This is a genomic window from Stenotrophomonas sp. S41 (assembly GCF_016624625.1).
Taxonomy (GTDB): domain Bacteria; phylum Pseudomonadota; class Gammaproteobacteria; order Xanthomonadales; family Xanthomonadaceae; genus Stenotrophomonas.
The window spans coordinates 1-22,436 of the sequence record NZ_JACVTV010000070.1 but is presented as its reverse complement, the minus strand read 5'-3'; the positions used below and the strand labels follow the sequence as shown (position 1 = coordinate 22,436).

General features: G+C 68.9%; 27 protein-coding genes. 12 read left to right on the top strand and 15 right to left on the bottom strand.

What is annotated here, in order from left to right; genetic code table 11:
• Positions 1–63: 63 nt before the first annotated feature.
• Positions 64–1,158, bottom strand: coding sequence for a DNA polymerase IV (gene dinB, locus IAE56_RS14375; protein WP_200752988.1), 1,095 nt, complete (start codon positions 1,156–1,158; stop codon positions 64–66).
• Between the two features lie 191 nt (positions 1,159–1,349).
• Here dinB and fabA point away from each other — a divergent pair, with 191 nt between their 5' ends.
• Both fabA and fabB read left to right on the top strand, forming a co-directional pair.
• Positions 1,350–1,865 carry a 3-hydroxyacyl-[acyl-carrier-protein] dehydratase FabA gene (fabA, locus tag IAE56_RS14370; protein ID WP_079220498.1) on the top strand — a complete coding sequence of 172 codons (516 nt, stop codon included), beginning with the start codon at positions 1,350–1,352 and terminating at the stop codon, positions 1,863–1,865.
• Entirely contained in the window at positions 1,865–3,073 is a 1,209-nt protein-coding gene (gene fabB / locus IAE56_RS14365; protein WP_200752987.1) for a beta-ketoacyl-ACP synthase I, read from the top strand. Before fabA ends, fabB begins: the two co-directional genes overlap by 1 nt.
• A gap of 80 nt (positions 3,074–3,153) precedes the next feature.
• Here the strand turns inward: fabB and IAE56_RS14360 are convergent, their stop codons facing one another.
• Genes IAE56_RS14360 through IAE56_RS14350 form a run of 3 tightly spaced genes read right to left on the bottom strand, consistent with a single transcriptional unit; the run spans position 3,154 to position 5,596 of the window.
• The gene (locus IAE56_RS14360) at positions 3,154–3,837 is read right to left on the bottom strand and encodes an HAD family phosphatase (RefSeq protein ID WP_200752986.1); all 684 of its coding nucleotides are present in this window, start codon (positions 3,835–3,837) and stop codon (positions 3,154–3,156) included.
• Positions 3,834–4,535 carry a pseudouridine synthase gene (locus tag IAE56_RS14355; RefSeq protein WP_108767608.1) on the bottom strand — a complete coding sequence of 234 codons (702 nt, stop codon included), beginning with the start codon at positions 4,533–4,535 and terminating at the stop codon, positions 3,834–3,836. Before IAE56_RS14355 ends, IAE56_RS14360 begins: the two co-directional genes overlap by 4 nt.
• Positions 4,532–5,596: a class I SAM-dependent methyltransferase gene (locus tag IAE56_RS14350; RefSeq protein WP_200752985.1), complete on the bottom strand. Its 1,065-nt coding sequence runs from the start codon at positions 5,594–5,596 to the stop codon at positions 4,532–4,534. The genes IAE56_RS14355 and IAE56_RS14350 overlap by 4 nt, the downstream gene beginning before the upstream one ends.
• A 158-nt stretch (positions 5,597–5,754) precedes the next feature.
• On the opposite strand from IAE56_RS14350, the gene IAE56_RS14345 reads away from it, so the two are divergent.
• On the top strand, positions 5,755–6,018 hold the full coding sequence (locus IAE56_RS14345) for a hypothetical protein (RefSeq protein WP_108767606.1): 264 nt from the start codon (positions 5,755–5,757) through the stop codon (positions 6,016–6,018).
• Positions 6,019–6,105: 87 nt separating this feature from the next.
• On the opposite strand, the gene IAE56_RS14340 is transcribed toward IAE56_RS14345, so the two are convergent.
• Together IAE56_RS14340 and IAE56_RS14335 are read right to left on the bottom strand one after the other, a co-directional pair.
• Complete coding sequence (locus tag IAE56_RS14340) at positions 6,106–6,408, bottom strand: DUF3247 family protein (RefSeq protein WP_200752984.1); 303 nt, start codon at positions 6,406–6,408, stop codon at positions 6,106–6,108.
• Positions 6,409–6,427: 19 nt separating this feature from the next.
• Positions 6,428–8,416 carry an ATP-binding protein gene (locus IAE56_RS14335; protein ID WP_200752983.1) on the bottom strand — a complete coding sequence of 663 codons (1,989 nt, stop codon included), beginning with the start codon at positions 8,414–8,416 and terminating at the stop codon, positions 6,428–6,430.
• A 244-nt stretch (positions 8,417–8,660) separates the two neighbouring features.
• Here IAE56_RS14335 and IAE56_RS14330 point away from each other — a divergent pair, with 244 nt between their 5' ends.
• Positions 8,661–9,227, top strand: a complete 567-nt coding sequence (locus tag IAE56_RS14330) for a DUF3016 domain-containing protein (RefSeq protein WP_200752982.1) — start codon at positions 8,661–8,663, stop codon at positions 9,225–9,227.
• 129 nt (positions 9,228–9,356) lie between these two features.
• Here the strand turns inward: IAE56_RS14330 and alr are convergent, their stop codons facing one another.
• Together alr and IAE56_RS14320 are read right to left on the bottom strand one after the other, a co-directional pair.
• The gene (gene alr, locus IAE56_RS14325; RefSeq protein WP_108767603.1) at positions 9,357–10,427 is read right to left on the bottom strand and encodes an alanine racemase; all 1,071 of its coding nucleotides are present in this window, start codon (positions 10,425–10,427) and stop codon (positions 9,357–9,359) included.
• Positions 10,406–11,710 carry a D-amino acid dehydrogenase gene (locus tag IAE56_RS14320; protein ID WP_200752981.1) on the bottom strand — a complete coding sequence of 435 codons (1,305 nt, stop codon included), beginning with the start codon at positions 11,708–11,710 and terminating at the stop codon, positions 10,406–10,408. The genes alr and IAE56_RS14320 overlap by 22 nt, the downstream gene beginning before the upstream one ends.
• Before the next feature lie 149 nt (positions 11,711–11,859).
• Between IAE56_RS14320 and IAE56_RS14315 the strand changes: the two genes are divergently transcribed.
• Positions 11,860–12,339, top strand: coding sequence for a winged helix-turn-helix transcriptional regulator (locus IAE56_RS14315; protein ID WP_108766941.1), 480 nt, complete (start codon positions 11,860–11,862; stop codon positions 12,337–12,339).
• A gap of 103 nt (positions 12,340–12,442) precedes the next feature.
• On the opposite strand, the gene IAE56_RS14310 is transcribed toward IAE56_RS14315, so the two are convergent.
• Together IAE56_RS14310 and IAE56_RS14305 are read right to left on the bottom strand one after the other, a co-directional pair.
• Positions 12,443–12,631, bottom strand: coding sequence for a lana protein (locus IAE56_RS14310; protein ID WP_108767601.1), 189 nt, complete (start codon positions 12,629–12,631; stop codon positions 12,443–12,445).
• A gap of 115 nt (positions 12,632–12,746) precedes the next feature.
• Positions 12,747–13,136, bottom strand: a complete 390-nt coding sequence (locus IAE56_RS14305; RefSeq protein ID WP_200752980.1) for a classical arabinogalactan protein 4 — start codon at positions 13,134–13,136, stop codon at positions 12,747–12,749.
• A gap of 137 nt (positions 13,137–13,273) precedes the next feature.
• On the opposite strand from IAE56_RS14305, the gene msrB reads away from it, so the two are divergent.
• The 5 genes from msrB to IAE56_RS14280 all read left to right on the top strand — a co-directional run bounded on the left by msrB (position 13,274) and on the right by IAE56_RS14280 (position 16,609).
• The gene (msrB, locus tag IAE56_RS14300; protein ID WP_108767599.1) at positions 13,274–13,741 is read left to right on the top strand and encodes a peptide-methionine (R)-S-oxide reductase MsrB; all 468 of its coding nucleotides are present in this window, start codon (positions 13,274–13,276) and stop codon (positions 13,739–13,741) included.
• A gap of 91 nt (positions 13,742–13,832) precedes the next feature.
• A complete protein-coding gene (gene motA / locus IAE56_RS14295) occupies positions 13,833–14,687 on the top strand; it encodes a flagellar motor stator protein MotA (protein WP_108767598.1) in 855 nt (284 codons plus the stop codon).
• A gap of 3 nt (positions 14,688–14,690) precedes the next feature.
• Complete coding sequence (gene motB / locus IAE56_RS14290) at positions 14,691–15,647, top strand: flagellar motor protein MotB (protein ID WP_200752979.1); 957 nt, start codon at positions 14,691–14,693, stop codon at positions 15,645–15,647.
• A 181-nt stretch (positions 15,648–15,828) separates the two neighbouring features.
• Positions 15,829–16,320: a hypothetical protein gene (locus tag IAE56_RS14285; protein ID WP_108767596.1), complete on the top strand. Its 492-nt coding sequence runs from the start codon at positions 15,829–15,831 to the stop codon at positions 16,318–16,320.
• 13 nt (positions 16,321–16,333) lie between these two features.
• Positions 16,334–16,609: a DUF4031 domain-containing protein gene (locus IAE56_RS14280; RefSeq protein ID WP_150455149.1), complete on the top strand. Its 276-nt coding sequence runs from the start codon at positions 16,334–16,336 to the stop codon at positions 16,607–16,609.
• A gap of 151 nt (positions 16,610–16,760) precedes the next feature.
• Here IAE56_RS14280 and IAE56_RS14275 read toward each other — a convergent pair whose 3' ends face one another.
• Positions 16,761–17,303, bottom strand: coding sequence for a hypothetical protein (locus IAE56_RS14275; RefSeq protein ID WP_108767594.1), 543 nt, complete (start codon positions 17,301–17,303; stop codon positions 16,761–16,763).
• 89 nt (positions 17,304–17,392) lie between these two features.
• Here IAE56_RS14275 and IAE56_RS14270 point away from each other — a divergent pair, with 89 nt between their 5' ends.
• Positions 17,393–17,641, top strand: coding sequence for a DUF3297 family protein (locus IAE56_RS14270; RefSeq protein ID WP_108767593.1), 249 nt, complete (start codon positions 17,393–17,395; stop codon positions 17,639–17,641).
• Between the two features lie 90 nt (positions 17,642–17,731).
• On the opposite strand, the gene IAE56_RS14265 is transcribed toward IAE56_RS14270, so the two are convergent.
• The 4 genes from IAE56_RS14265 to IAE56_RS14250 all read right to left on the bottom strand — a co-directional run bounded on the left by IAE56_RS14265 (position 17,732) and on the right by IAE56_RS14250 (position 21,391).
• The gene (locus IAE56_RS14265; RefSeq protein WP_200752978.1) at positions 17,732–19,381 is read right to left on the bottom strand and encodes a Na+/H+ antiporter; all 1,650 of its coding nucleotides are present in this window, start codon (positions 19,379–19,381) and stop codon (positions 17,732–17,734) included.
• 111 nt (positions 19,382–19,492) lie between these two features.
• On the bottom strand, positions 19,493–20,146 hold the full coding sequence (locus tag IAE56_RS14260) for a phospholipase (protein WP_200752977.1): 654 nt from the start codon (positions 20,144–20,146) through the stop codon (positions 19,493–19,495).
• On the bottom strand, positions 20,143–20,949 hold the full coding sequence (locus IAE56_RS14255) for a class III extradiol ring-cleavage dioxygenase (protein WP_108767590.1): 807 nt from the start codon (positions 20,947–20,949) through the stop codon (positions 20,143–20,145). Before IAE56_RS14255 ends, IAE56_RS14260 begins: the two co-directional genes overlap by 4 nt.
• 31 nt (positions 20,950–20,980) lie before the next feature.
• A complete protein-coding gene (locus IAE56_RS14250) occupies positions 20,981–21,391 on the bottom strand; it encodes a DoxX family protein (RefSeq protein ID WP_200752976.1) in 411 nt (136 codons plus the stop codon).
• 95 nt (positions 21,392–21,486) lie between these two features.
• Between IAE56_RS14250 and IAE56_RS14245 the strand changes: the two genes are divergently transcribed.
• Positions 21,487–22,368, top strand: coding sequence for a LysR family transcriptional regulator (locus IAE56_RS14245; RefSeq protein WP_200752975.1), 882 nt, complete (start codon positions 21,487–21,489; stop codon positions 22,366–22,368).
• The last annotated feature ends 68 nt before the right edge of the window (positions 22,369–22,436 follow it).

The following is a 22,436-nucleotide window of genomic DNA, read 5'->3' as shown; positions in this document are numbered from 1 at the left end:
GTTGGTCGGCACGGGGTCGGATCCCGTTGCGACGCAACGGGCTCTGACCCCAGTGTTGGATGACTAGATATCTGTTGGATTGTTTGGGTCGTGCCCGAACAGTTCGCCCTGCACGACCGGTTCTTTATCGCGGAATCCGCCGAGGCCGACGCCGACCAGGCGGTAGCGGGTGTCGGCGGGCAGGTCGACGCGGGCGCGCAGGGACAGGGCGATGTCGCGCAGTTCCTGCAGCGATTCCGGTGGGCGGTCGGGGGTGTAGCTGCGGGTGAGGATGCGGAACTGGGCGGTCTTCAGTTTCAGCACGACGGTGTGGCCGATGCGTTCGGTCTTGCGCGTGGCGTTCCAGGTTTTCTCGGCCAGCTGCACGATGGCGTCGCCCAGGTCTTCCAGCAGCAGGTCTTCGGCGAAGGTGTCCTCCGAGGAAATCGACTGCACCTGCTGGTCCGGTTCCACCGGGCGTTCGTCGATGCCGCGGGCGCGGTTGTACAGGCTGCGGCCGAAGCTGCCGAAATTTTCTTCCAGGTCCGGCAGCGTCCAGTTGCGCAGGTCACCACAGGTGATGATGCCGCGCTCGGCCAGCTTGCCTTCCATCACCTTGCCCACGCCCGGCACGCTCTTCACCGGCAGGGTCAGCAGGAACGCGTCCACGCGCTGCGGTGGGATGACGAACTGGCCGTCAGGCTTGCGCCAGTCCGAGGCGATCTTGGCCAGGAACTTGTTCGGCGCGATGCCGGCTGAAGCAGTCAGGTTCGTCTCTTCGCGGATCTGCGCGCGGATGGTGCGGGCGATTTCGGTGGCCAGTTCGATGCCGCTCTTCGGCACGGTCACGTCCAGGTAGGCCTCGTCCAGCGACAGCGGTTCGACCAGATCGGTATGGCGCAGGAAGATCTCGCGCACCTGGCGTGACACGGCTTTGTAACGCGCGAAATCCGGCGGCACGAAGATCGCATCCGGGCACAGGCGCTCGGCACGCAGGGCCGGCATCGCCGAGCGCACGCCGAATACCCGCGCTTCGTACGAGGCCGCGCACACCACCGAACGCGCGCCGCGCCAGGCCACGACAACCGGCTTGCCGCGCAGTGACGGGTCGTCACGCTGCTCCACCGACGCGTAGAAGGCGTCCATGTCGACGTGGATGATCTTGCGCAGTGCGTTCATGGTTGGCTGACATGATAACCGCACCGTACCGGTCCAGACGGCGAAGTATGGTCGTTGTGCATCAACGGGATGCGTGATTCCCGGGGAAAACACTACGCACGCGTACGGTGCGGCGGTTTGATTCCCGTTGCAACCGTCGTGCATCCTCGGGGACTTGTTGCCTTGTTTTCGCTTCCAGGAATGCGCTTTCCATGACTCGTCTCCACGCGTTCAACCGTGACCAGCTGCTGGCCAGCGCCCGCGGTGAACTGTTCGGCGCCGCCGCCGGCCGTCTGCCCAACGACCCGATGCTGATGTTCGACCGCATCACCGAAATCCGCGAGGACGGCGGACCGCATGGCAAGGGCATGGTACGTGCCGAACTGGATATCCGCCCGGACCTGTGGTTCTTCGGCTGCCACTTCATCGGCGACCCGGTGATGCCCGGCTGCCTGGGCCTGGATGCGATGTGGCAGCTGACCGGCTTCTACCTGACCTGGCTGGGTGCGCCCGGCAAGGGCCGCGCCCTGGGCTGCGGCGAGGTGAAGTTCACCGGCCAGGTGCTGCCGGAAGCCAAGCTGGTGCGCTACGAGATCGACATCACCCGCGTCATCAACCGCAAGCTGGTGATGGCCCAGGCCGATGCCCGCATGTACGTGGACGACCGCGAGATCTACAACGCCCGCGACCTGCGCGTGGGCCTGTTCACTGAAACCGGGAGCTTCTGATGCGTCGCGTCGTCATCACCGGCATGGGCATCACCTCGTGCCTGGGCAATGATCTGGATACCGTTTCCTCGGCGCTGCGCGAAGGCCGCGCCGGCATCACCGCGCTGCCCGACCACGCCGAAGCCGGCCTGCGCAGCCAGATCGGTGGCCGCGTGGACCTGGACCTGGATGCGCAGATCGACCGCAAGCAGAAGCGCTTCATGAGCGATGCGGCCGCCTTCGCCTACATCGCCATGCGCGATGCGATCGCCGATGCCGGCCTGTCGCCGGAACAGGTGAGCGCGCTGCGCACCGGCCTGATCGCCGGTTCCGGCGGTGGCTCCAGCGAATGGCAGGTGGGTGCCGTCGACCTGCTGCGCGCCCGTGGCGTGCGAAAGGTCGGTCCGTACATGGTGCCGCGCACGATGTGCTCCACCGTGTCGGCCTGCCTGGCCACCGCTTACCAGATCAAGGGCGTCAGCTACTCGCTGTCGGCCGCCTGCGCGACCTCGGCGCACTGCATCGGCGCGGCGGCGGACATGATCCGCCACGGTGCGCAGGACATCATGTTCGCCGGTGGCGGCGAAGACCTGCACTGGTCGATGAGCGTGATGTTCGATGCGATGGGCGCGCTGTCGACCAGCTTCAACGACACCCCGGCCAGCGCCTCGCGTCCGTACGACAAGGACCGCGATGGCTTCGTCATCGCCGGTGGCGGCGGCATGCTGGTGCTGGAAGACTACGACCACGCCGTGGCCCGCGGTGCGCGCATCCATGCCGAGCTGATCGGCTATGGCGTGACCTCCGACGGTGCCGACATGGTCGCCCCGTCCGGTGAGGGCGCGGTGCGCTGCATGAAGATGGCGCTGCAGAACGTCGACCGTCCGCTGGATTACCTCAATACCCACGGCACCTCGACGCCGCTGGGCGACGTGACCGAGCTGGGTGCGATCCGCGAAGTGTTCGGCGATGCGGTGCCGCCGCTGTCGTCGACCAAGGCGCTGTCGGGCCACTCGCTCGGCGCGGCCAGCGTGCACGAGGCGATCTACTGCCTGCTGATGATGCGCGATGGTTTCGTGGCTGGTTCGGCCAACATCACCGAGCTGGACCCGGCGGTGGAAGGCTTCCCGATCCTGCGCGAGAGCCGCGAGCAGAAGCTGGACACGGTGATGTCCAACAGCTTCGGTTTCGGTGGTACGAACGCAGCGCTGGTGTTCGGCCGCGTTTGATTGGAAGGCGTGCCGACCAACGGTCGGCACCCACCAGGGCGTGGTCGGCACCCACCAAGGCGGTGGTCGGCACCCACCGGTTATTTCGGCAGCAGCGGCACCAGCAGGGCGTGGGCATCCACCAGCGAGCCGACGATGCGGTGGCCGAGCGCGCGCAGTTCTTCATCCGGATGCACCAGGTCCGGCACCTGGATCACGGTCATGCCCGCGGCCACGGCGGCGCGCGTGCCGGCCGGTGAATCCTCCAGCGCCAGGCAGCGTTCCGGTGCCTGGCCCAGCCGCTGCGCGGCCAGCAGGTAGATGTCCGGCGCCGGCTTCGGGTGGGCCACGTCGCCACTGGTGATCACCGCATCGAAGTACGGCAGCAGTCCGGCCGCGGCCAGCTTGCGGTTGGCCCGCGGCTGCCGCGTGGTGGTCGCCACCGCGCGCGGAATGGCGTGCGCCTTCAGCAGTTCCAGCAGCTCCAGGATGCCCGGCCGCAACGGCAGGCCGGTCTGCGTACGCGCCTCGTAGAGGTCGTGGCAGCGTGCGGCCATCGCCTCGATCATCGCGTCCGACACGCCCTGCCCGCGCAGCAGCGCCTGGCTGTCACGGTCACCCAGGCCAACCATGCGCACGAAGAACGTCGCGTCCAGCGGCAACCCGAGTTCGGCGGCCGCCTCGCCCCAGCACGCGATCGACACCCGCTCGCTGTCGATCATCAGGCCATCCATGTCGAAGATGACGGCATCCGGGAGGAACGACAGCGCAGCGAGGGAGGTCATGGAGCGAACAGGGTGTCCAGGTCGGTTGAGGTCAGCATCCGCCATTGGCCTTCGTCCAGCCCCTGCAGGTCCAGGCCGCCGACGCGGCTGCGGTGCAGGGCCTGCACGTGGTTGCCGACGGCGGCGAACATGCGGCGTACCTGATGGTAGCGGCCTTCGTGCAGCACCAGGCGCGCCTTGCGCGGGCCCAGCACCTCGAGTTCAGCCGGCAGCAGGGGCGTCTTCTCCGCTTCCAGCATCAGCGTGCCGCTGGCGAACTGCGCCACTTCGTCGCCACGCAGGTCCTCGGCCAGTTCCACTTCGTAGACCTTGGGCAGCTTCGACTTCGGCGAGATGATCCGGTGCAGCAGGCCACCGTCGTCGGTCAGCAGCAGCAGGCCGCTGGTCTCGCGGTCCAGGCGGCCGACGGTGGACAGCACCGGGTCGCGGTCGCGGAAACGCGGCGGCAGCAGGTCGTAGATCAGGCGGCCGGTGTCCTTGGTCGAACAGGTGTAGCCGGCCGGCTTGTACAACGCCAGCGACAGGCCCACCGGCGGGTCCAGCGGCTCGCCATCAACCCGGATCGCCTCGTGCGGCACCTGGTCATCGGCGTACAGCACCTCGCCGTCGGCATCGGTGACGCGGCCCTCGCGGAACATCCACTGCACCTGCTTGCGGCTGCCGTAGCCCAGGTTGGCGATCAGCTTGACCAGCTTCACTTGCCCTTCCCCTTCACCGCCTCGACCAGCTTGAAGCCATCGCGCTCGGCGATGACACGCACGGCGCCGAAGGTCTCGTTGAGCGTGTATTCGTAGGGCAGGTGGCGGTTGGCCACTACGTACAGGCGGCCACCCGGGCGCAGCGCCTGCGCGGCCACGGCGATGAAGCGCTGGCCGATGTCCGGACGGTCGGCGCGCGACGGCGTGTGGAACGGCGGGTTGCTGATGATGACGTCGTAGCCCGGCTCGACGCCGGCGGTGACGTCGCGCCACAGGAAGCGCAGCGGCAGCGCGCGCGGCGGCGGTGCCAGGTTCAGTTCGGCCAGGGCCAGCGCACGCTGCTCGGCTTCATACAGGTCCAGCGCGGTGATCTTCGGGCAGCGCTCCAGCAGCTCGCGCGACAGGTAGCCGTAGCCGGCACCGAGATCGGCGGCACGGCCGGCCAGGTCGGCGGGCAGGTGTTCGGCCAGCAGCGCCGAGGCCGGGTCGATGCGGTCCCAGGCGAACACGCCCGGGCGGCTGAGGAAGCGGCCGCCGACGATCGGACGCACCGCGTCCAGCGCGCTCCAGCGCTTGGCCAGGTCGGCATCGTGCTGGCCCTGCAGCGGCGCGGTCCAGTACACGCGACAGTGGTTCTTGGTCAGGCAGCCGCCGAGGCCGGTCAGCTGCTTGAGGTCGCCTTCGCCGGAGCGGGCGCCCTCGTTGTTGGACTGGCAGGCGACGATCCGGCCACCCTCGGCCACCAGGGCCAGGGCGCGGGCGAACAGCGCGCGGGCTTCCTCACGCTGGCGCGGCGGCAGCACCAGCACCAGTGGGTAGCGGCCCTTGCCGGCGGCATCGTCGATCTGGCCGCTGACGGTCCAGCCGGCGGCCTGCTGCAGCGGCTCGGCAAACGGGGCGAAGCTCTGCTCGCAGTGCACTTCGCGGTTGCCGGCGATCTCGCGCAGCGGCCAGCCATCGCGGGCACGGAGGAAGGCGACCGGGCCGTCGGGCCAGTGCAGGGTGCCGTTGCTGAACGGCAGGAGCAGGGTCTGCAGGGGGGCGTCGTTGCTGGAGGCCATCGGCGCGGGTACTTCAAGCGTAGGGCCGTCCATTGTACCGCCCCCGCCGGGCCGGCCCCGGGGGGCCGCTTTGCGAAAGTTCAACGGGCTGTTGATGCGCCGACAACATCGAAGCGTTCAGGGTAAAGGCTCCCCCAGCAAACCCCAGGAGAACCTGCATGCGCGCTTTGTTCGTCGGTGGAGTGGTCGACAACAGTGAGATGGACCTGGAAGGCAGCCATCCGCCCGTGCATTACCCCGAGGACACCGGTGGTGGGCATTCGCGCTACCGCCTGCACCAGGTCGGCCATGGCGCCGATGGCAGCGTGGCCTATGCGGTCTATGGGGCACCGGACCTGGCCGACGACGAAGTGGCCCGCGTGGCCGACGAGCGCGCCTATGCGCGCCGGTTCGAGGCAACGCCGACCGTATTCGAACACTGAGATGCGGGGTGGGGGGGGGGGGGGGGCCCCGCGGCCCGGCGGCCCCCCGGGGGGGGGGCCGGCGGGCCCCCCCCCGCCGCTACCGTTTCACGCCTGTGACGGCGCCTTCGGCGGCAGCCGGCTGACGCTGGCGATCTCATCCAGCCAGACGTGGTGCTGCTGCACCGGATTGTCGTAGTCGTCCAGGCGCAGCTGGCCGTTGCTGCCCTCATCACCCGCTTCATTGCGGTACTGCTGCAGCGTCGGGCGCACGGCCACGGTGCCCAGCAGGCGGCGGCCATCATGCAGGGTCAGCTGCACCTGCCATTCGCCCCCCAGCTGCGGCAACAGGGCTTCCAGACGGGCAATCTGCGCTGGATCGGTGTGGATGCGGGGCGCAATACGGGACATCAGTAAATCTCCTGGGTGCTCAGTGCAAGGCGTCGCCACGGCGTTCCGGCTGCACGCTGCGCACGGCCGAGACCAGCTGCGCCACCGAGTACGGCTTGGCGACGTGTTCCTGGAAGCCCGAGGCCAGTGCGCGGCGGCGGTCGTCGGCACGCGCCAGCGCGGTCACCGCCACCGCCGGCAGGTCGGTCGCCGCCACGCCCATGTCCTCGCGCAGCGTGCGCACCAGGCCATAGCCATCCATGCCCGGCATGCCGATGTCGGTCAGCATCACCTGGTACTGCAGGTGGCCGCTGTCGGCCAGCAGGGCCAGCGCTTCACCGGCCGAACTGACCGCCGAGACACTGGCGCCCTGCTCTTCCAGCATGCGCCGCAGGTATTCCAGCACTTCCGGCTGGTCGTCCACGGCCAGCACATGCAGGCCGCGCAGCGGATACGGCTCGACCACGGTCGGATCAAGGATCGGCCCGCTGAACACTTCGCGCAGCGGCCGGCGGTCGGCATCAGGCAGGTACTGCGGCAGGCGCACGGTGAATGTCGAGCCATGGCCATGGCCGTCGCTGGCTGCGCTGATCGTGCCGCCGTGCAGTTCCACCAGCTGCTGCACGATGGCCAGGCCCAGGCCCAGGCCGCCATGGCGGCGGGTGGTGGTGCCATCGGCCTGGCGGAAACGGCTGAACAGATGGTGCAGGAACTCCGGCGCGATGCCGTCGCCGGTGTCGCGCAGGGTGATCGTCCAGTAGCCGCCATCGGCACGCACCTGCGCCTCGATGCGGCCTTCGGCCGGGGTGAACTTGATGGCGTTGGACAGCAGGTTCCAGAACACCTGCTGCAGGCGCGTGGCATCGCCCAGCACCAGGCAGGGCTGGTCGGGCAGCTGCAGGCTGACATCCAGCGCCTTGCCCTCGGCCACCGGCTCCTGTGCCCCCAGGGCTTCGCCCAGCTGCGTGCGCAGGTCCAGCACTTCCACTTCCAGCTGCACCTTGCCCAGCAGCATGCTGCTCAGGTCCAGCATGTCCGAGATCAGGCGCTTCTGCGCCGTGGCGCTGCTGGCGATCACGTTCAGGCCCTTGAACAGCGGGCTGGTGTTGTCCACCCGCTGCAGCAGCAGTTCGCTCCAGCCGAGAATGGTGGTCAGCGGCGTGCGCAGCTCGTGCGACAGCGTGGCCAGGAACTCGTCCTTCAGCCGCGCCATGTTTTCCGCGGCACTGCGCGCGGCGCGCTCGGACTGCAGCAGCTCCTCGCGCGCCAGTTCGATCTCGCGGCGCTCGGTCACGTCCGGGCTGCTGCCAGCCAGGCCGATGAAGCGACCCATGCGCGAGAAGCGCGGCCGTGCGTTCATTTCCAGCCAGCGCCACTGGCCATCGGCCCGCCGCGCGCGCACCAGCGCATGCATCGAGCGCTGCACCGTCAGCGCTTCCTGCAGCTCGTATTCGAACACCGAGGCGTCGTCCGGATGCACCAGGCCACGCCAGACATCTTCCGGCACGCGGGTTTCGTCGCCGCCGAAGAATTCGCTGAAGGCGCTGTTGACGAACCGGGCATGGCCGCGCTCGTCCAGCACCCAGACCGGCATCGGCAAGCCATCGGCCAGCGCGCTGAACCGCGCCTCGCTCTCGCCCAGCTCCACTTCGATCTGCTTGCGCGCGGTCACGTCGAAGAACAGGATGCCGACCTTGTCCTCGCCCGGCTCGCCCACGCGCACGGCGTCCACCGCGAACGAACGGCCCAGCGCGCGCGCATCCATCTCGAACTGCGCCGGTTGCCCGGTGCGTGCCACTTCGCCGTAGATGCGGAACCAGTCGCGTTCGTGCTGCGGCTCCAGCGCGGTCATCCGCTTGCCCTGGGCCCCCTTCAGGCCGGTGTGGCGCTCGAAGGCATCGTTGACCTCGATGAAGCGATAGTCCACGGCCTGCTCGCCTTCGAACAGCACCTGGATCACGCAGAAGCCGGCATTGATGTGCTCGAGCACGCCGTGATGCAGGTCGGGTTCGGGCGCCGGCGCCTTCAAGGGCGGGCGCTCCGCGAGGGGCGGCAGTGTGGACAAGGGCGTGGGGGACGGACCGGGTGGAGGTACAGCATCTTCCAGAGCGCGTATTCACAGCGTCAAGCGACGTCAGTCAGGCTTGACGACCATGAATTCGCGACAACTGCTGTCGCATATGACGCAATCGGCCATTGCTGGCACCCGGCAGCAGGATCACACTCGACCTGTAAACCGACACCGCCCCGATCACGGGACGCAGGAGACCGCCATGAACCGCTCGCTTTCCGCCGCCCTGCTGCTGGCAGGCGCCCTGGCCGTGGGCAGCGCCACCGCTGCGCCACGCACTGTCACCGATCCGCAGGCACCGCGGGCGCTGCAGGCCGATGGCCCGGTCAGCGTGAAATGGGACGATCCGGCCACGTTCACCGAGATCCGCCGCAGCACCAACCGCTTCGAGGCACAGCGCGGCGACTGGGTGCAGCAGCTGGCCCGCTACATCCGGACCACGGCAGCCAAGCCGCTGCAGCCGGGGCAGACCCTGGACGTGACCCTGGTGGACATCAAGCGCGCCGGCGACTACGAGCCGTGGCACGGCCCGCGTGCCGACGGCATCCGGATCATGCGCGACATCTACCCGCCGCGCATCACCCTGCAGTACACGCTGAAGGACGCCAGCGGCCGCATCGTCGACGAAGGCGAGGCCAAGCTGAGCGACAGCGGCTACCTGCACAACATCGGGCTGCGCAGCGACAGCGACCCGCTGCGCTTCGAGAAGCGCCTGATCGATGACTGGGTGAAGCGCCAGTTGACCACGCAGGCGACCGCCGCGCGTTGATCAAAGGCCGCCGGGGGGGGGGGCCCGCCCCCCCCCGCCCCCCCCCCCCCCCCCCGCGGGCCGCCCCCCCCCCCCCCGGCGGTCGTGACGCGTGCATCCTGGTAGTGCCGGCCGCTGGCCGGCATCACCTCACTCCTGGTAAACCCGGGCCACGCGCTTGACCGCGCACGGCAGCTGGTAGGCGCTGACACCGCAGCGCGGGGCCAGTTCGGCCAGGGTCGGCGCCGTGCCCCACAGTTCCACCACGCTGCCGATGCCGGCCTGCGCATGCGCGGTCAGGTCCACGGTCAGCATGTCCATCGACACGCGGCCGATCAGCCCGCCGGGCTGGCCATCGATCAGCACCGGGGTGCCGTTCGGGGCGAACTGCGGGTAGCCGTCGGCATAGCCCAGCGCGACCACACCTACCCGGGTACGGGCCTTGGCCACGAAGCGGGCGCCATAGCCCACCGGCTCACCGGCATCGATCCAGCGCTCGGCGATCACCTTCGACTGCATGGTCATCACCGGGCGCAGGCGCGCGGTCAGCGTGGTGTCGTCCGGCAGCGGGTTGGCCCCGTACAGCATCAGGCCCGGCCGCACCCAGTCGCTGCGCACGTCCGGCCAGCCCAGCAGGGCCGGCGAGTTGCACACGCTGGTCTCGCCCTGCAGGCCGTCGATGGCCGCCTTGAAGGTAGCGGCCTGTTCGTGGGTGCGTTCGCTGTCCAGCTCATCGGCACGCGCCAGGTGGGTCATCATCACGATGCGCTCCACCTGCGGCAGCGCCGACAGGCGCGCATGCGCAGCACGGAAACCGGCCACGTCCAGGCCCAGCCGGTGCATGCCGCTGTCCAGCTTCAGCCACACCGTCAGCGGGCGCGGGCTGTCGAAGGCGGCCAGCGCCTCCAGCTGCCACGCCGAGCCCACCGAGAACCACAGGTCATGCTCGGCCACCAGGGGCAGCTCGCTGGCCTCGAAGATGCCTTCCAGCAGCAGGATCGGCGCACGGATGCCGGCCTGGCGCAGTTCCAGCGCCTCTTCAATCGTGGCCACCGCGAAGCCATCGGCCTCGCCTTCCAGCGCCTGCGCGCAGCGCACCGCGCCGTGGCCATAGGCATCGGCCTTGACCACCGCCAGCGCCTTGCCGCCGCCCAGTTCGCGGGCCAGCCGGTAGTTGCTGCGCAGCGCGCCCAGGTCGATCAGCGCGCGGGCAGGACGCATGCGCGGCTCTCCTGCTGCGGGGCCTGGCCGTACTGGCCGTAGCGGAAGATATCCAGGCCCTCGGTGCTGATCTGCGGCTGGCGCGCGCTCATCAGGTCGGCCAGGTAACGGCCCGAGCCGCAGGCCATGGTCCAGCCCAGGGTGCCGTGGCCGGTGTTGAGGTACAGGTTGCGGAACGGGGTGGCGCCGATGACCGGCGTGCCGTCCGGGGTGGCCGGGCGCAGGCCGGTCCAGAAATCGGCCTTGGCCAGGTCGCCGCCCTTCGGGTACAGGTCGCGCACCACCCGTTCCAGGGTCTCGCGGCGGCGCTGCGAGAGCGACAGGTCGAAACCGGCTACTTCGGCCATGCCGCCCACGCGGATGCGGTTGTCGAAGCGGGTCACGGCCACCTTGTAGCTCTCGTCCAGGATGGTCGAGGTCGGTGCCATCGCCGGGTCGGTGATCGGCAGGGTCAGCGAATAGCCCTTCAGCGGGTACACCGGCAGGCGCATGCCCAGCGGCGCCACCATCTGCGGCGAATAGCTGCCCAGCGCGACCACGAAGCGGTCGGCGGTTTCCAGCCGGCCGCCGATGCGCACGCCGGTGATGCGGTCGCCATCGAACTCCAGGCCGCTGATGTCCTGGTCGTAGCGGAACTCGACGCCGGCGTCGGCCGCCATCTGCGCCAGGCGGCGGGTGAACAGCTGGCAGTCGCCGGTCTGGTCACGCGGCAGGCGCAGCGCGCCCACCAGGCCATCGACGTGGGCCAGGGCCGGTTCGGCCTGGATGATGCCGGCGCGGTCCAGCACTTCGTAGGGCACGCCGTACTGGGCCAGGATCTCGATGTCCTGCGCCGAGGCGTCCAGCTGCTGCTGGGTGCGGAACAGCTGGGTGGTGCCCAGGTCGCGGCCCTCGAACTCGATGCCGATCTGCGCGCGCAGCTCGTTCAGGCAGTCGCGGCTGTACTCGGACATGCGCACCATGCGCGCCTTGTTGATGGCGTAGCGCTCGTGGGTGCAGTTGCGCAGCATCTGCCACAGCCAGCGGTACTGGGCCAGGTCCATGCCCGGCTTGATCGCCAGCGGCGCATGCTTTTCGAACAGCCAGCCGATCGCCTTCTTCGGCACGCCCGGGGCGGCCCACGGCGAGGTGTAGCCGAACGACAGCTGGCCGGCGTTGGCAAAACTGGTCTCCAGCGCGGGGCCGGGCTGGCGGTCGATGACCGTGACTTCAAAGCCGGCCTGCCGCAGGTACCAGGCACTGGTGGTGCCGATCACGCCGCTGCCAAGAACGAGGACTCGCATGGGAACTCTCCAACCCGATGATTCCCTGCGTTTGAGCACGCCGGGAGCATAATCGGGGAAGTATATTCTTCCGTTCCCAGACGATTTGCCTGATTTAGCGATCACAGGCAGGATGTTTTCCTGTGATTCACCCCCGGAGGTTGACGGCCATGGCCACACGCCCGCGCGAGCTGGACAAGATCGACCGCAAGATCCTGCGCATCCTGCAGGCCGAGGGCCGTATTTCCTTCACCGAGCTGGGTGAACGGGTCGGCCTGTCGACCACCCCCTGCACCGAGCGCGTGCGCCGGCTGGAGCGCGAAGGGGTCATCACCGGCTACCACGCGCACCTCGACCCGGCGGCACTGAAGGCCAGCCTGCTGGTGTTCGTGGAGATCAGCCTGGCCTACAAGTCCGGCGACATCTTCGAGGAGTTCCGCCGCGCGGCGTTGAAGCTGCCCAACGTGCTGGAGTGCCACCTGGTCTCGGGCGATTTCGATTACCTGCTGAAGGCGCGCATCAGCGAGATGGCCAGCTACCGCAAGCTGCTGGGCAGCACCCTGCTGACCCTGCCGCATGTGCGCGAATCGAAGAGCTACATCGTGATGGAAGAAGTGAAGGAGACCTGGGCGCTGCCGATCGCGGATTGAGCGGCTGGGCCGGGTTTGGGGTCAGAGCCCGCGTTGCGGGATCCGACCCCTGGTGCAAGTGAGGGTCAGAGCCCGCTGCGCGGGATCCGACCCCTGGCGTCGGTCAGCGCTGCTGCGGGTGCTTCTGCGACCCCTGCTGGCGCTGCTCCTGCTGCTTGCCGCCCTTCTGCGGCTGCTGCGCATCCATCTGCTGCTGTTGCTGCTGCGGGCTGCGGCTCTGGCCCTGCTGCTCCTTGCCGGGATGACGGTTCTGCTGGTTTTTCATGATCGCGATCCAGTGGACGAAGGACATGCAACGGCGGTCGCCGGTGCAGGGCCACGGTGGTCCCGGCGCGGTTAATCGCAGGCGAAAAAACAGTGATCGGCAGGACGTCGTTTTCGTGGGTTCAGGCCCACCACGGCGCACTTCACGGTTTGATCTGCTGCCCGTCGCCCGCCGGCACGCTGTCGTAGTACCGGCCGGTGCGCGAATCGAACACGCGGTTGGGGCCCGCCGGCTTCACCCCCGGCACGATGCGGCCGTTGCGGTCGTACACCTTGTCCGGTACCCGCGTGGCCGGCGTCGATGCCGGTGCCACCTGCGCCGGGCCGGTCGAGCGGATCGGCTGCGCCGGCTGGCGCGGCACCTGCACCGGCAGTGCCGGGTTGGCGGGCTGCGGCGGCGCCTGCGGCGCAACCGGGGGCGGGTTCACGCTGTTCGTGCTGCGCGTGGCGGTCGGGCTGGAGGACGTGGGCACCTGGGCCTGGGCAGCCAGCGGCAGCAGGGCGGTCAACAACAGGGCAAGACGCGGTGTCATGGCACGCTCCTTCGTGTGAGAGCTCGACTTTGCGCCGGGGCCTGTGTGCCGGCCATGAATGGCCATCACACTTGCAACGGCCGCCGCGCACCCCCACGTTTGCCGGCATCCCCAGGCCACACCCCCACGGAGCCGGCATGAGCGCTTTCGACCTGACGCCCCCCACCGCCACCCAGACCGACGCCCTGGTGGCCGGCCTGAGCGCCGAGGAACGCCGCGTGCTGCTGCAGCACGGCACCGAGGCCCCGTTCTGCGGCGTGTTCCTCGACAACAAGCGCGAGGGCGTCTACTGCTGCCGCCTGTGCGCGCTGCCGCTGTTCCGCTCCAGCACCAAGTTCGATTCGGGCACCGGCTGGCCCAGCTTCTTCGCGCCCTACGACCCGGCGCACGTGACCGAGATCCGCGACACCAGCCACGGCATGGTCCGCACCGAGATCACCTGCGCCCGCTGCGGCAGCCATCTGGGCCACGTGTTCCCGGACGGCCCGCCGCCCACCTTCGAGCGCCACTGCCTGAACTCGGTCTCACTTTCCTTCGTCGGCAACGGCGAGCCGTGGCCCAATCCCCTGCAGCGTGAAGGCGCCGAGGCCGGAACGGCGGGCTGATCACCCCCGCTGACCGACTTCACAGAATTCCCTCTTCAGAAACACCGGTGTCAGGCCGACAAGGAGATATCCCCTCTCCTTGCGTCGCGCCATGCTCATCATCGTTGGATTCCTGGTCGTCATCATCAGCGTCCTCGGCGGCTACCTGGGCGCCCACGGTCGCCTGGGTGCCCTCTGGCAGCCTTACGAACTGGTCATCATCGGCGGCGCGGCCGTCGGTGCGTTCCTGGTCGGCACCCCGGCCAAGACGGTCAAGCAGACGCTGCAGGCGGCGATCGGCGTGTTCAAGGGCCCGCGCTACAAGCAGCAGGACTACATCGACGTCCTCAGCCTGCTCTATGAACTGCTGAACAAGGCCCGCCGCGAAGGCTTCATGTCGCTGGAAGACCACGTCGAACGCCCGGCCGAGAGCGCCCTGTTCGCCAACTACCCGAAGGTGCAGGCCGACCACCACCTGATCGACTTCATCACCGACTGCCTGCGCCTGATGATCGGCAGCAACATCGAGCCGCACGAACTGGAGCCGCTGCTGGAGCTGGAGCTGGAAAAGCACCACGCCGAAGCAATGGCGCCCTCGCAGGTGATGAACAAGGTGGCCGACGGCCTGCCCGGTTTCGGCATCGTGGCGGCCGTGCTGGGCATCGTCATCACCATGGGCTCGATCGGCGGCGACATCGTCGAAGTGGGTGGCCACGTGGCAGGCGCCCTGGTCGGCACCTTCCTCGGCATCCTGCTGGGCTACGGTTTCATCGGCCCGATGGCCTCGGCGATGGAAGCGCGCGCCGAGCAGGACAGCCGCATCTACGAATCGGTCAAGACCGCCCTGCTGGCCTGCCTGCGCGGCTACAACCCGAAGATCGCCCTGGAATTCGCCCGCAAGACCCTGCCGTCGAACGTGCGCCCGGCGTTCTCCGATTTCGAGCAGCACCTGAAGACGGTCAAGTAAGCCATGGCCGAGAACAAGCCCACCGTCATCGTCCGCCGGGTCAAGAAGGGCGGCCATGCCGCCCATCACGGCGGTTCGTGGAAAGTGGCCTACGCCGACTTCGTGACCGCGATGATGGCCTTCTTCCTGGTGCTGTGGCTGATGGCCAGCACCAGCAAGCCCGAGCGCGCGGCGATCTCCGAATACTTCCGCAACCCCAGCCCGCTGGCCGGGCAGAGCCCCACGCCCGCACCGGGCATGGCCGGCCCGGGCGGCGCCAGCACCTCGATGATCAAGCTGGGCGGCGCCACCGATGTGTCCCGCGGCAACAGCAACGACCCCTTCCAGAACCAGAAGGAAGCCGTGCCGCAGCCGGTGGACCAGCAGCAGCGCGACAAGCAGCAGCTGGAAGCGCTGATGAAGGAGCTGCAGGAAGCGATCAGCAAGAGCCAGGCGCTGGAACCGTTCAAGGACCAGCTGCTGCTGGACCTGACCCCGGAAGGCCTGCGCGTCCAGATCGTGGACAAGCAGAACCGGCCGATGTTCGACCTGGGCAGCGCCACGCTGAAGCCCTATACCCAGCAGATCCTGCACGAGCTGGCCGAGTACCTGAACCACGTGCCGAACCGGATCAGCCTGACCGGCCACACCGATATCACCGCCTATTCGGCCGCGCGCGGCTATGGCAACTGGGAACTGAGCGCCGACCGTGCCAACGCCGCGCGGCGTGCGCTGGTCGATGGTGGCATGGACGACAGCAAGATCACCCGCGTGGTCGGCCTGTCCTCCTCGGTGCTGTTCGACAAGGCCGATCCGCAGAACCCGATCAACCGCCGCATCAGCATCGTGGTGATGACCAAGGCCGCCGAAGAAGCCGCCCTGGCTGGCGCCGGCCCGCAGGTGGGGCTGTCGGCCGCCGTGGCCGACCCGGACGTGCAGGCCGCGCAGGGTGAGGCCGCGCCGTCGGCGGTAGCACCCTGAGCCGGGGTCGGATCCCTTTTCCCCGGAAAGGGCTCTGACCCCTGATTGGTCTCCGCCGGGGGGGGGGGGCGGCGCGGCGCGGGGGGGGGCGGGGGGGCCCGCCCCCCCCCCCCCCCCCGGCGAGCGCGCAGCGCGGCACCCAGTACAATGGCGGTCTTTCCTTTCCAGGTGACCCCACCCCATGTCCCAGAACTCCAAGGCCAAGCGCGACAAGCGCAAGAAGCAGCAGGCCAAGCGTCCGTTCCTGCGCCTGAATGCCCAGCAGCAGGTGCAGAACCATGCCGTGCTGACCAACGAAGACGGCCAGGCCGTGGCCGCCATCGGCCTGCAGGGCCGCGAGTGGCTGCTGGCCATCGGTGGCCAGACCATGGGCAACGCCGACAACCCGGTGCCGATGCTGGCCATGCTCAAGCACCTGTCCAACGTGCAGGAAAAGGAAGGCCGCACGGTCAACCTGGAGTATTCGGAGCTGATGCAGAAGCTGCTGGACACCCTGGCTGCCGAAGCCGGCCAGACCGCTGACGAGTACCTGGACAAGCTGGTGGCCGAGTTCGAAACCGAGCAGGCCGAAGAAGGCGAAGACGCCGCTGAAGGCGACGTGGTTGAAGCCGCTGCCGACGCCGAGGCCGCTCCGGCCGACGCCGCCGACACCGACGGCAAGCCGCAGGCCTGAACCGGCCGCGGCGGTGGCGGTCTACGTCGATGACGCGGTGCATCCCTGGCGCGGACAGCGCTGGGCGCACCTGATGGCCGACACCCTGGCCGAGCTGCACGCGATGGCGGCGCAGCTCGGCATTCCGCCGCGGGCCTTCCAGAACAAGGCCAGCGGCGCCCACTACGATGTCAACGCGGACCTGCGCACGCAGGCGATCGCCCTCGGCGCACGCGCCATTTCCCGGCATACCGACCGCGAGCTGGTGAAGGCCGTGATCGCCAACGCACGGGCGCAGTACCGGCCGTAGGCCGGTACGGGTAGCGCCGGGCCATGCCCGGCGAGCGCGCAGCGCGGCGAGAAGCCGCCGGGCATGGCCCGGCGCTACCGGTGGTGCATGGTCGGATGCATCCAGTAGATCCACGCCATGCGTGGATGGGGTTTGGGCCCGGCGCTACCGATCAGAACGGGTCGCTGCCCAGACGCACTTCCAGGTTCAGCAGCGAACACAGCGCCAGCAGCGCGTCGTCGTCGCGGGTCAGCGCCATCCAGCCGGTGAAGCCGTCGCTGCCCGCATCCACGCTCCACAGGGTGTAGTTGTGCTCGCGCAGGCGGTCGAAGGCGGTGGACATCAGCTGCACGCCGTCCAGGTCGGCAGCGAAATCCTCGTCATCCAGGTCGCCGCCCCAGTCCAGCTGCAGGTTGAAGCGCGCCGACAGCTCGTTCACCGCCGACTGCAGCGATTCCAGGTCATCACGCTCCACCTCGAAGCCCGACTGCCAGGCGATGGCCGTGAACAGCGCCGGCACCCAGTCACTGTCCGCTTCCAGCGGCTGCCCGTCCTCGGCCAGGTGCTCGCGCCAGCGGTTGAACTGCTGCAGCGCCAGCTCCTCGTCGCCCGGATTGATCAGCACCAGCAGGTTCCAGACCCGCGCCTCGAAGTCGTCTTCGTCGAAATCGTGGGCGTCTTCTTCGAAGTCGAAATAATCGCTGTTGTCGGGCATGGCGGGCACTCCTTGGGGCAGGCCGGCATTCTACGGTTTATCCTGTGCCGCTGAAGCCGGCCTTGGTGGCCGTCACTGTGAATGAAGCGATGAGCGATACCCCTCCCGACCACCTGGCGATCAACCCGGCCAGCCCCTTCCATGATGCCAAGGCGCTGGAGCGCGGCGTTGGCGTGCGTTTCAACGACATCGAGCGCGACAACGTCGAGGAATACTCGATCAGCGAAGGCTGGATCCGCGTCCAGGCCGGCAAGGCCCGCGACCGCCGCGGCAACCCGATGACCATGAAGGTCAATGGCAAGGTCGAGGCGTACTTCCTGGACCAGAAGCCGGAATAATCCGCGCCGCGCGATCGGTAGAGTCGAGCTTGCTCGACTGCTTTGGGAAAGAGCAGTCGAGCAAGCTCGACTCTACGTTTCAGGGCAGGGTCAATCGCGCTTGCGCGATTCCAGCAGGTCCAGGTTGCGGATCAGGCGCCGCGAGATCTCGTCGGAGATCACCCCGCGCCGGGTCAGGCGGAACAGCTCCTCGCGCTCGGCATTCAGGCCGGCACTGCGCAGCTGGCGGTAGCCCTGCTCCATCCGGTTCACCTTCTCCGGGTCCACGTCGGGGCCGTCGCTGTCCTTTTCCAGATGGCGCTGGTACAGCAGGCTGACCCGCGAGGCGGCGTCGTTGTACAGCTGTACGTTCTCGGTGTTCTGGTTCATCACCAGCTGCTGGCGCATGCGCTCCACCCCGGCCAGGGCGGCCTTGGAGGACAGCTTGCGGGCCAGGTCCTCTTCCTTGCGTTCGCCCGAATCGGCCGGCAGCTGCAGGCCCTTCAGCAGCTGCGGCAGTGCCACGCTGGCGCCGACCAGCGAGAACAGGATGACCGCCGCGGCCAGGAAGATCACCAGGTCACGCGCCGGGAAGGCGCTGCCATCAGGCAGGAACAGCGGCAGGGTCAGCACGCCAGCCAGGGTGATGGCACCGCGCACGCCGGCCACCGAGGTCGCCACCACGATGCGCCAGTTCGGCGCCTCGCCCCGCTCCAGGCCGCGGCGGCGCGCGCGCAGCAGGTTCCAGCGCAGCGACAGCCACACCCACAGCAGGCGCAGCGCGATCAGCATGGCGTTGATGACCAGCACGTACACCAGCAGCCACCAGGCGCTCTGGTGGCCGGTCTCGTTCATGGTGGTGGTGGCGCGCTCGACGATGCCCGGCAGCTGCTCGCCCAGCAGCACGAACATGATGCCGTTGAAGCTGAACTGCAGCATGTTCCAGACACCCGCACGCTGCACGCGCATGCTGCCCGACACGCGGCCGGTCAGCTCGACGTAGCTCATCGCGATGCCGGCGGCGACCGCGGCGAGGATGCCCGAGGCGTGGATTTCTTCGGCCAGCAGGTAGGCCGCGAACGGGATCAGCAGGTTGACCAGCATCGCCGCGCCGGGCTCTTCGCCGAAGCGGCGCCACAGCCAGCGCTGGAACGTGGACACGCCCAAGGTGACCGCCACGCCCACCGCCAGGCCGGCCACGGCCACCCACAGGAAGGTCAGCGAGGCAGTTGCCAGCGAGAAGCTGCCAGTCATCACCGCGGCCACGGCGAAGCGGAAGCAGACCAGGCCGGATGCATCGTTGAGCAGCGATTCGCCTTCCAGGATGTGCATCAGGCGCTTGGGAATGGGCGCCTTGGCGGCGATCGCACCGACGGCCACCGGGTCGGTGGGCGAGACGATGGCCGCCAGCGCGAAGCACACCGCCAGCGGCATCACCGGAATCATCCAGTGGATCAGCAGGCCGGCGCCGATGACGGTGAACACCACCAGGCCGAAGGCCAGTTCGAGGATCGCGCCTTTATCGCGGAACAGGCCCTGTTTGGGAATGCGCCAGCCATCGAGGAACAGCAGCGGCGGCAGGAACAGCAGGAAGAACACTTCCGGTTCCAGCGCGTGGCCGCGGTTGAACACGCCGGCGATGACCGCGCCCAGCGCGATCTGCACCAGCGGCAGGGGCAACGAGAATGGCAGGACGCGAACCAGGTAACCGCTGGCGACAACGGCTACCAGCATCGCCAGGACGACTTCGATGGTGTGCATGCTTCTTCCAGGAAGCGGCGCGTGGGGCCCGGGAAAAACCGGTGTGCGCCGGAGACTGGAAAAAAAGTTAACACAGCAGGCCGTCGCTGCGGCCTGCTGTGTGAATGCGCGTCAGGGCAGCGACAGCAAACGCTGCTGGATCCAGCCGCTGATGTCCCGCTGCATGTCCGCCGACAGCGTGTGGCCAACCGGGTAGCCACGCAGCTGGTGGGCCACGCCCAGCGCCTGCAGGCGCGCGGCGGCGGATTCGGCCAGCGTGTACGGCAGCTTGTCGTCGGCATGGCCGTGCACCAGCAGGCCGTCCAGCCCGGCATCGGCAATGTCGGCCGGCACGTGCGGGGCGATCTCCGGCAGGATGCGCCCGCACAGCACGCCGAACGACTTCACCCGCTGCGGCTGGGTCAGGGCGACGCTGGCACTCATGATGCCGCCCTGGCTGAAGCCGGCCAGCACGGTCTGCCGCGCATCCACGCCCAGCCGCTGCTGCTGCGCCGCCAGCCACTCACCCAGCAGCAGGCGCGACTGTTCGGCCTGCGCCGGGTCGATCACCGGCCCCTGCGCACCGAAGCGCACGGTGAACCAGCCGAACGCCTGCGGCCCGAACACCAGCGGCCCGCGCGGCAGCAGCACGTGCAGGCGCGGGTCGAGCGCCTGGGCCAGGCCGGCCAGCGACTGCTCGTTGCTGCCCACGCCGTGCAGCAGCACCACCAGGCCCTGCGCGGTGCCCTGCGCCGGGCGCTCCAGCATCGGCAGCACGGCGCTCATGCGGCCACCGCCGCAGCGCTGCCATCGAAGCGGTAGATATCCATCGCCAGCATGCCGGCGTCGATGCCCGCATCGATGCGCTGCGCACCGAAGCCGCCCTCGCCCGCCGCGCCCATCGCGAAGTACAGCGGCAGCAGGTGCTCATCGGTGGGATGCGCGCGCTCGGCAAACGGCGCCTGGCGGCGGTAGTCGAACAGCGCGTCGCGATCGTTGGCGGCCAGGCGCTGCTCCACCCATTCGATGAAGGGGCGCACGTACGGCGCTTCCTTGCCGTCCTGGTAGTCGCGCCAGTCGTGCAGGTTGTGGGTGATGCTGCCCGAACCGATCAGCAGCACGCCCTGCTCGCGCAGCGGCGCCAGCGCGCGGCCCAGCGCGTACTGGTGCTGCGGGCCCAGCATCGGCTGGATCGACACCGGCACCACCGGGATGTCGGCCTGCGGGCGCAGCATGCGCAGCGGCACCCACGCACCGTGGTCGAGGCCACGCTGCGGGTCGATGGCCACCGGCAGGCCGGCTGCGGCGATGCGCCCGGCCACCTCTTCGGCCAGCGCCGGGTCGCCCGGGGCCGGGTACTGCAGTTCAAACAGCTCGCGCGGGAAACCGCCGAAATCGTGGATGGTCGGCGGCTGCGGGTGCGTGCCGACCAGCGGCTGGCGGGCGAGCCAGTGCGCCGAAGCGATGACGATCGCGCGAGGCGTCGGCAGGTCGCGGGCCAGCTCGGCCAGGCGCACGCCGACCTGGCCCGGATGCAGGGCGGTCATCGGCGAACCATGGGAGATGTACAGCGAAGGCAGGCGGGACATGGGAACCTCCAGGAATTCTTTCAGGGGGCGATCAGCGCGAACGCAAGGTCCAGCGGCCATCGCCCAGCAGGAACAGCACGACCAGGGCCACCGCCCAGAACGCCGGGTATTCCCAGCCGCCGCCACTGTTGGCGAAGCTGAAACCGTTGGCGCCGTGCACGGTGACGATGGTGCCCAGCAGCAGCGGCACGCCGAGCAGGCCGATCCAGCGCGCATAGACACCCAGCAGCAGGGCGGTGGCGATGCCGAGCTCGGCAACGATCGTGAAATACCCCAGTACACCGGGCAGGCCCAGCGACTGGAAATAGGCCGCGGTGCCGGCCGGGGTGAACACCAGCAGCTTGGTCAGGCCATGGGCCAGGAACAGGCCGCCCAGCGCCAGCCGCAGCAGGGTGCCGGCATAGGGGGCGAGCGGTGACAGCGGACGGGACGTGGTGGACATGGCAGGCACCTCGGAAGGAGTGAGCACAGCTTATTGCGCTCACCAGAGCCGATAAATACGATGATCTGACCGTATTTATTGCAGAAGGCGAAACAATGGACACCCTGGACGCCATGCGTGTGTTCGTCGCGGTGGTCGAGCGCAACGGCTTCAGTGCCGCTGCGCAGGCGCTGGACATGTCCACGGCCGGGGTGACCCGGCAGGTGGCCGCGCTGGAAAAACGCCTGTCCACCCGCCTGCTCCACCGCACCACGCGGCGGGTCAGCCCGACCAGCGCGGGCGCGGCCTACTACGCGCAGTGCGTGCGCCTGCTGGCCGAGTTCGACGCACTGGAAGCCAGCATCGGTGCGCAGGCGCTGGAGCCCTCGGGCACGCTGCGCATCAACGCGCCGGTCAGCTGGGGCATCGCCCGCCTCGGCCCGCTGCTGGCCGGCTACCGCCAGCGCTACCCGCAGGTGGAACTGGACCTGGCCCTGGCCGACCGCCTGGTGGACATGGTCGAAGAAGGCTACGACGTGGCCATCCGCATCACCCGCGAACCGAGCCCGGCGCTGATCGCGCGGCGGCTGGGCCAGGCCCGCATCACCCTGTGCGCGGCGCCGTCCTACCTGGCCGCGCGCGGCACGCCGCACACGCCGCAGGAGCTGGAACAGCACGACTGCCTCGGTTACAGCTACTGGGCGTCGGGCAACCAGTGGCCGCTGCAGGGGCCGGGCGGCGAAACCCGGGTGACAGTGAACAGCATCCTGCAGGCCAACAACGGTGACGTGCTGCGCGAAGCGGCCATTGCCGGCATGGGCGTGATCCTGCAGCCGGATTTCCTGCTGGAGGACGCGCTGGCCGATGGCCGCCTGGTGCGCGTGCTGCCGGAATGGGACGTGCCCACGATCGGCATCTTTGCCGTCTACACCAGCCGCAGCCACCTGGCACCGAAGGTGCGCAGCTTCATTGATTACCTGGTGGATGCGGGGGTGTGACGCCCGCGCTTCGCGCTCGCCGGGGGGGGGGCCCGCCGGCCCCCGGGGGGGGGGGGGGCGGGGCGCGC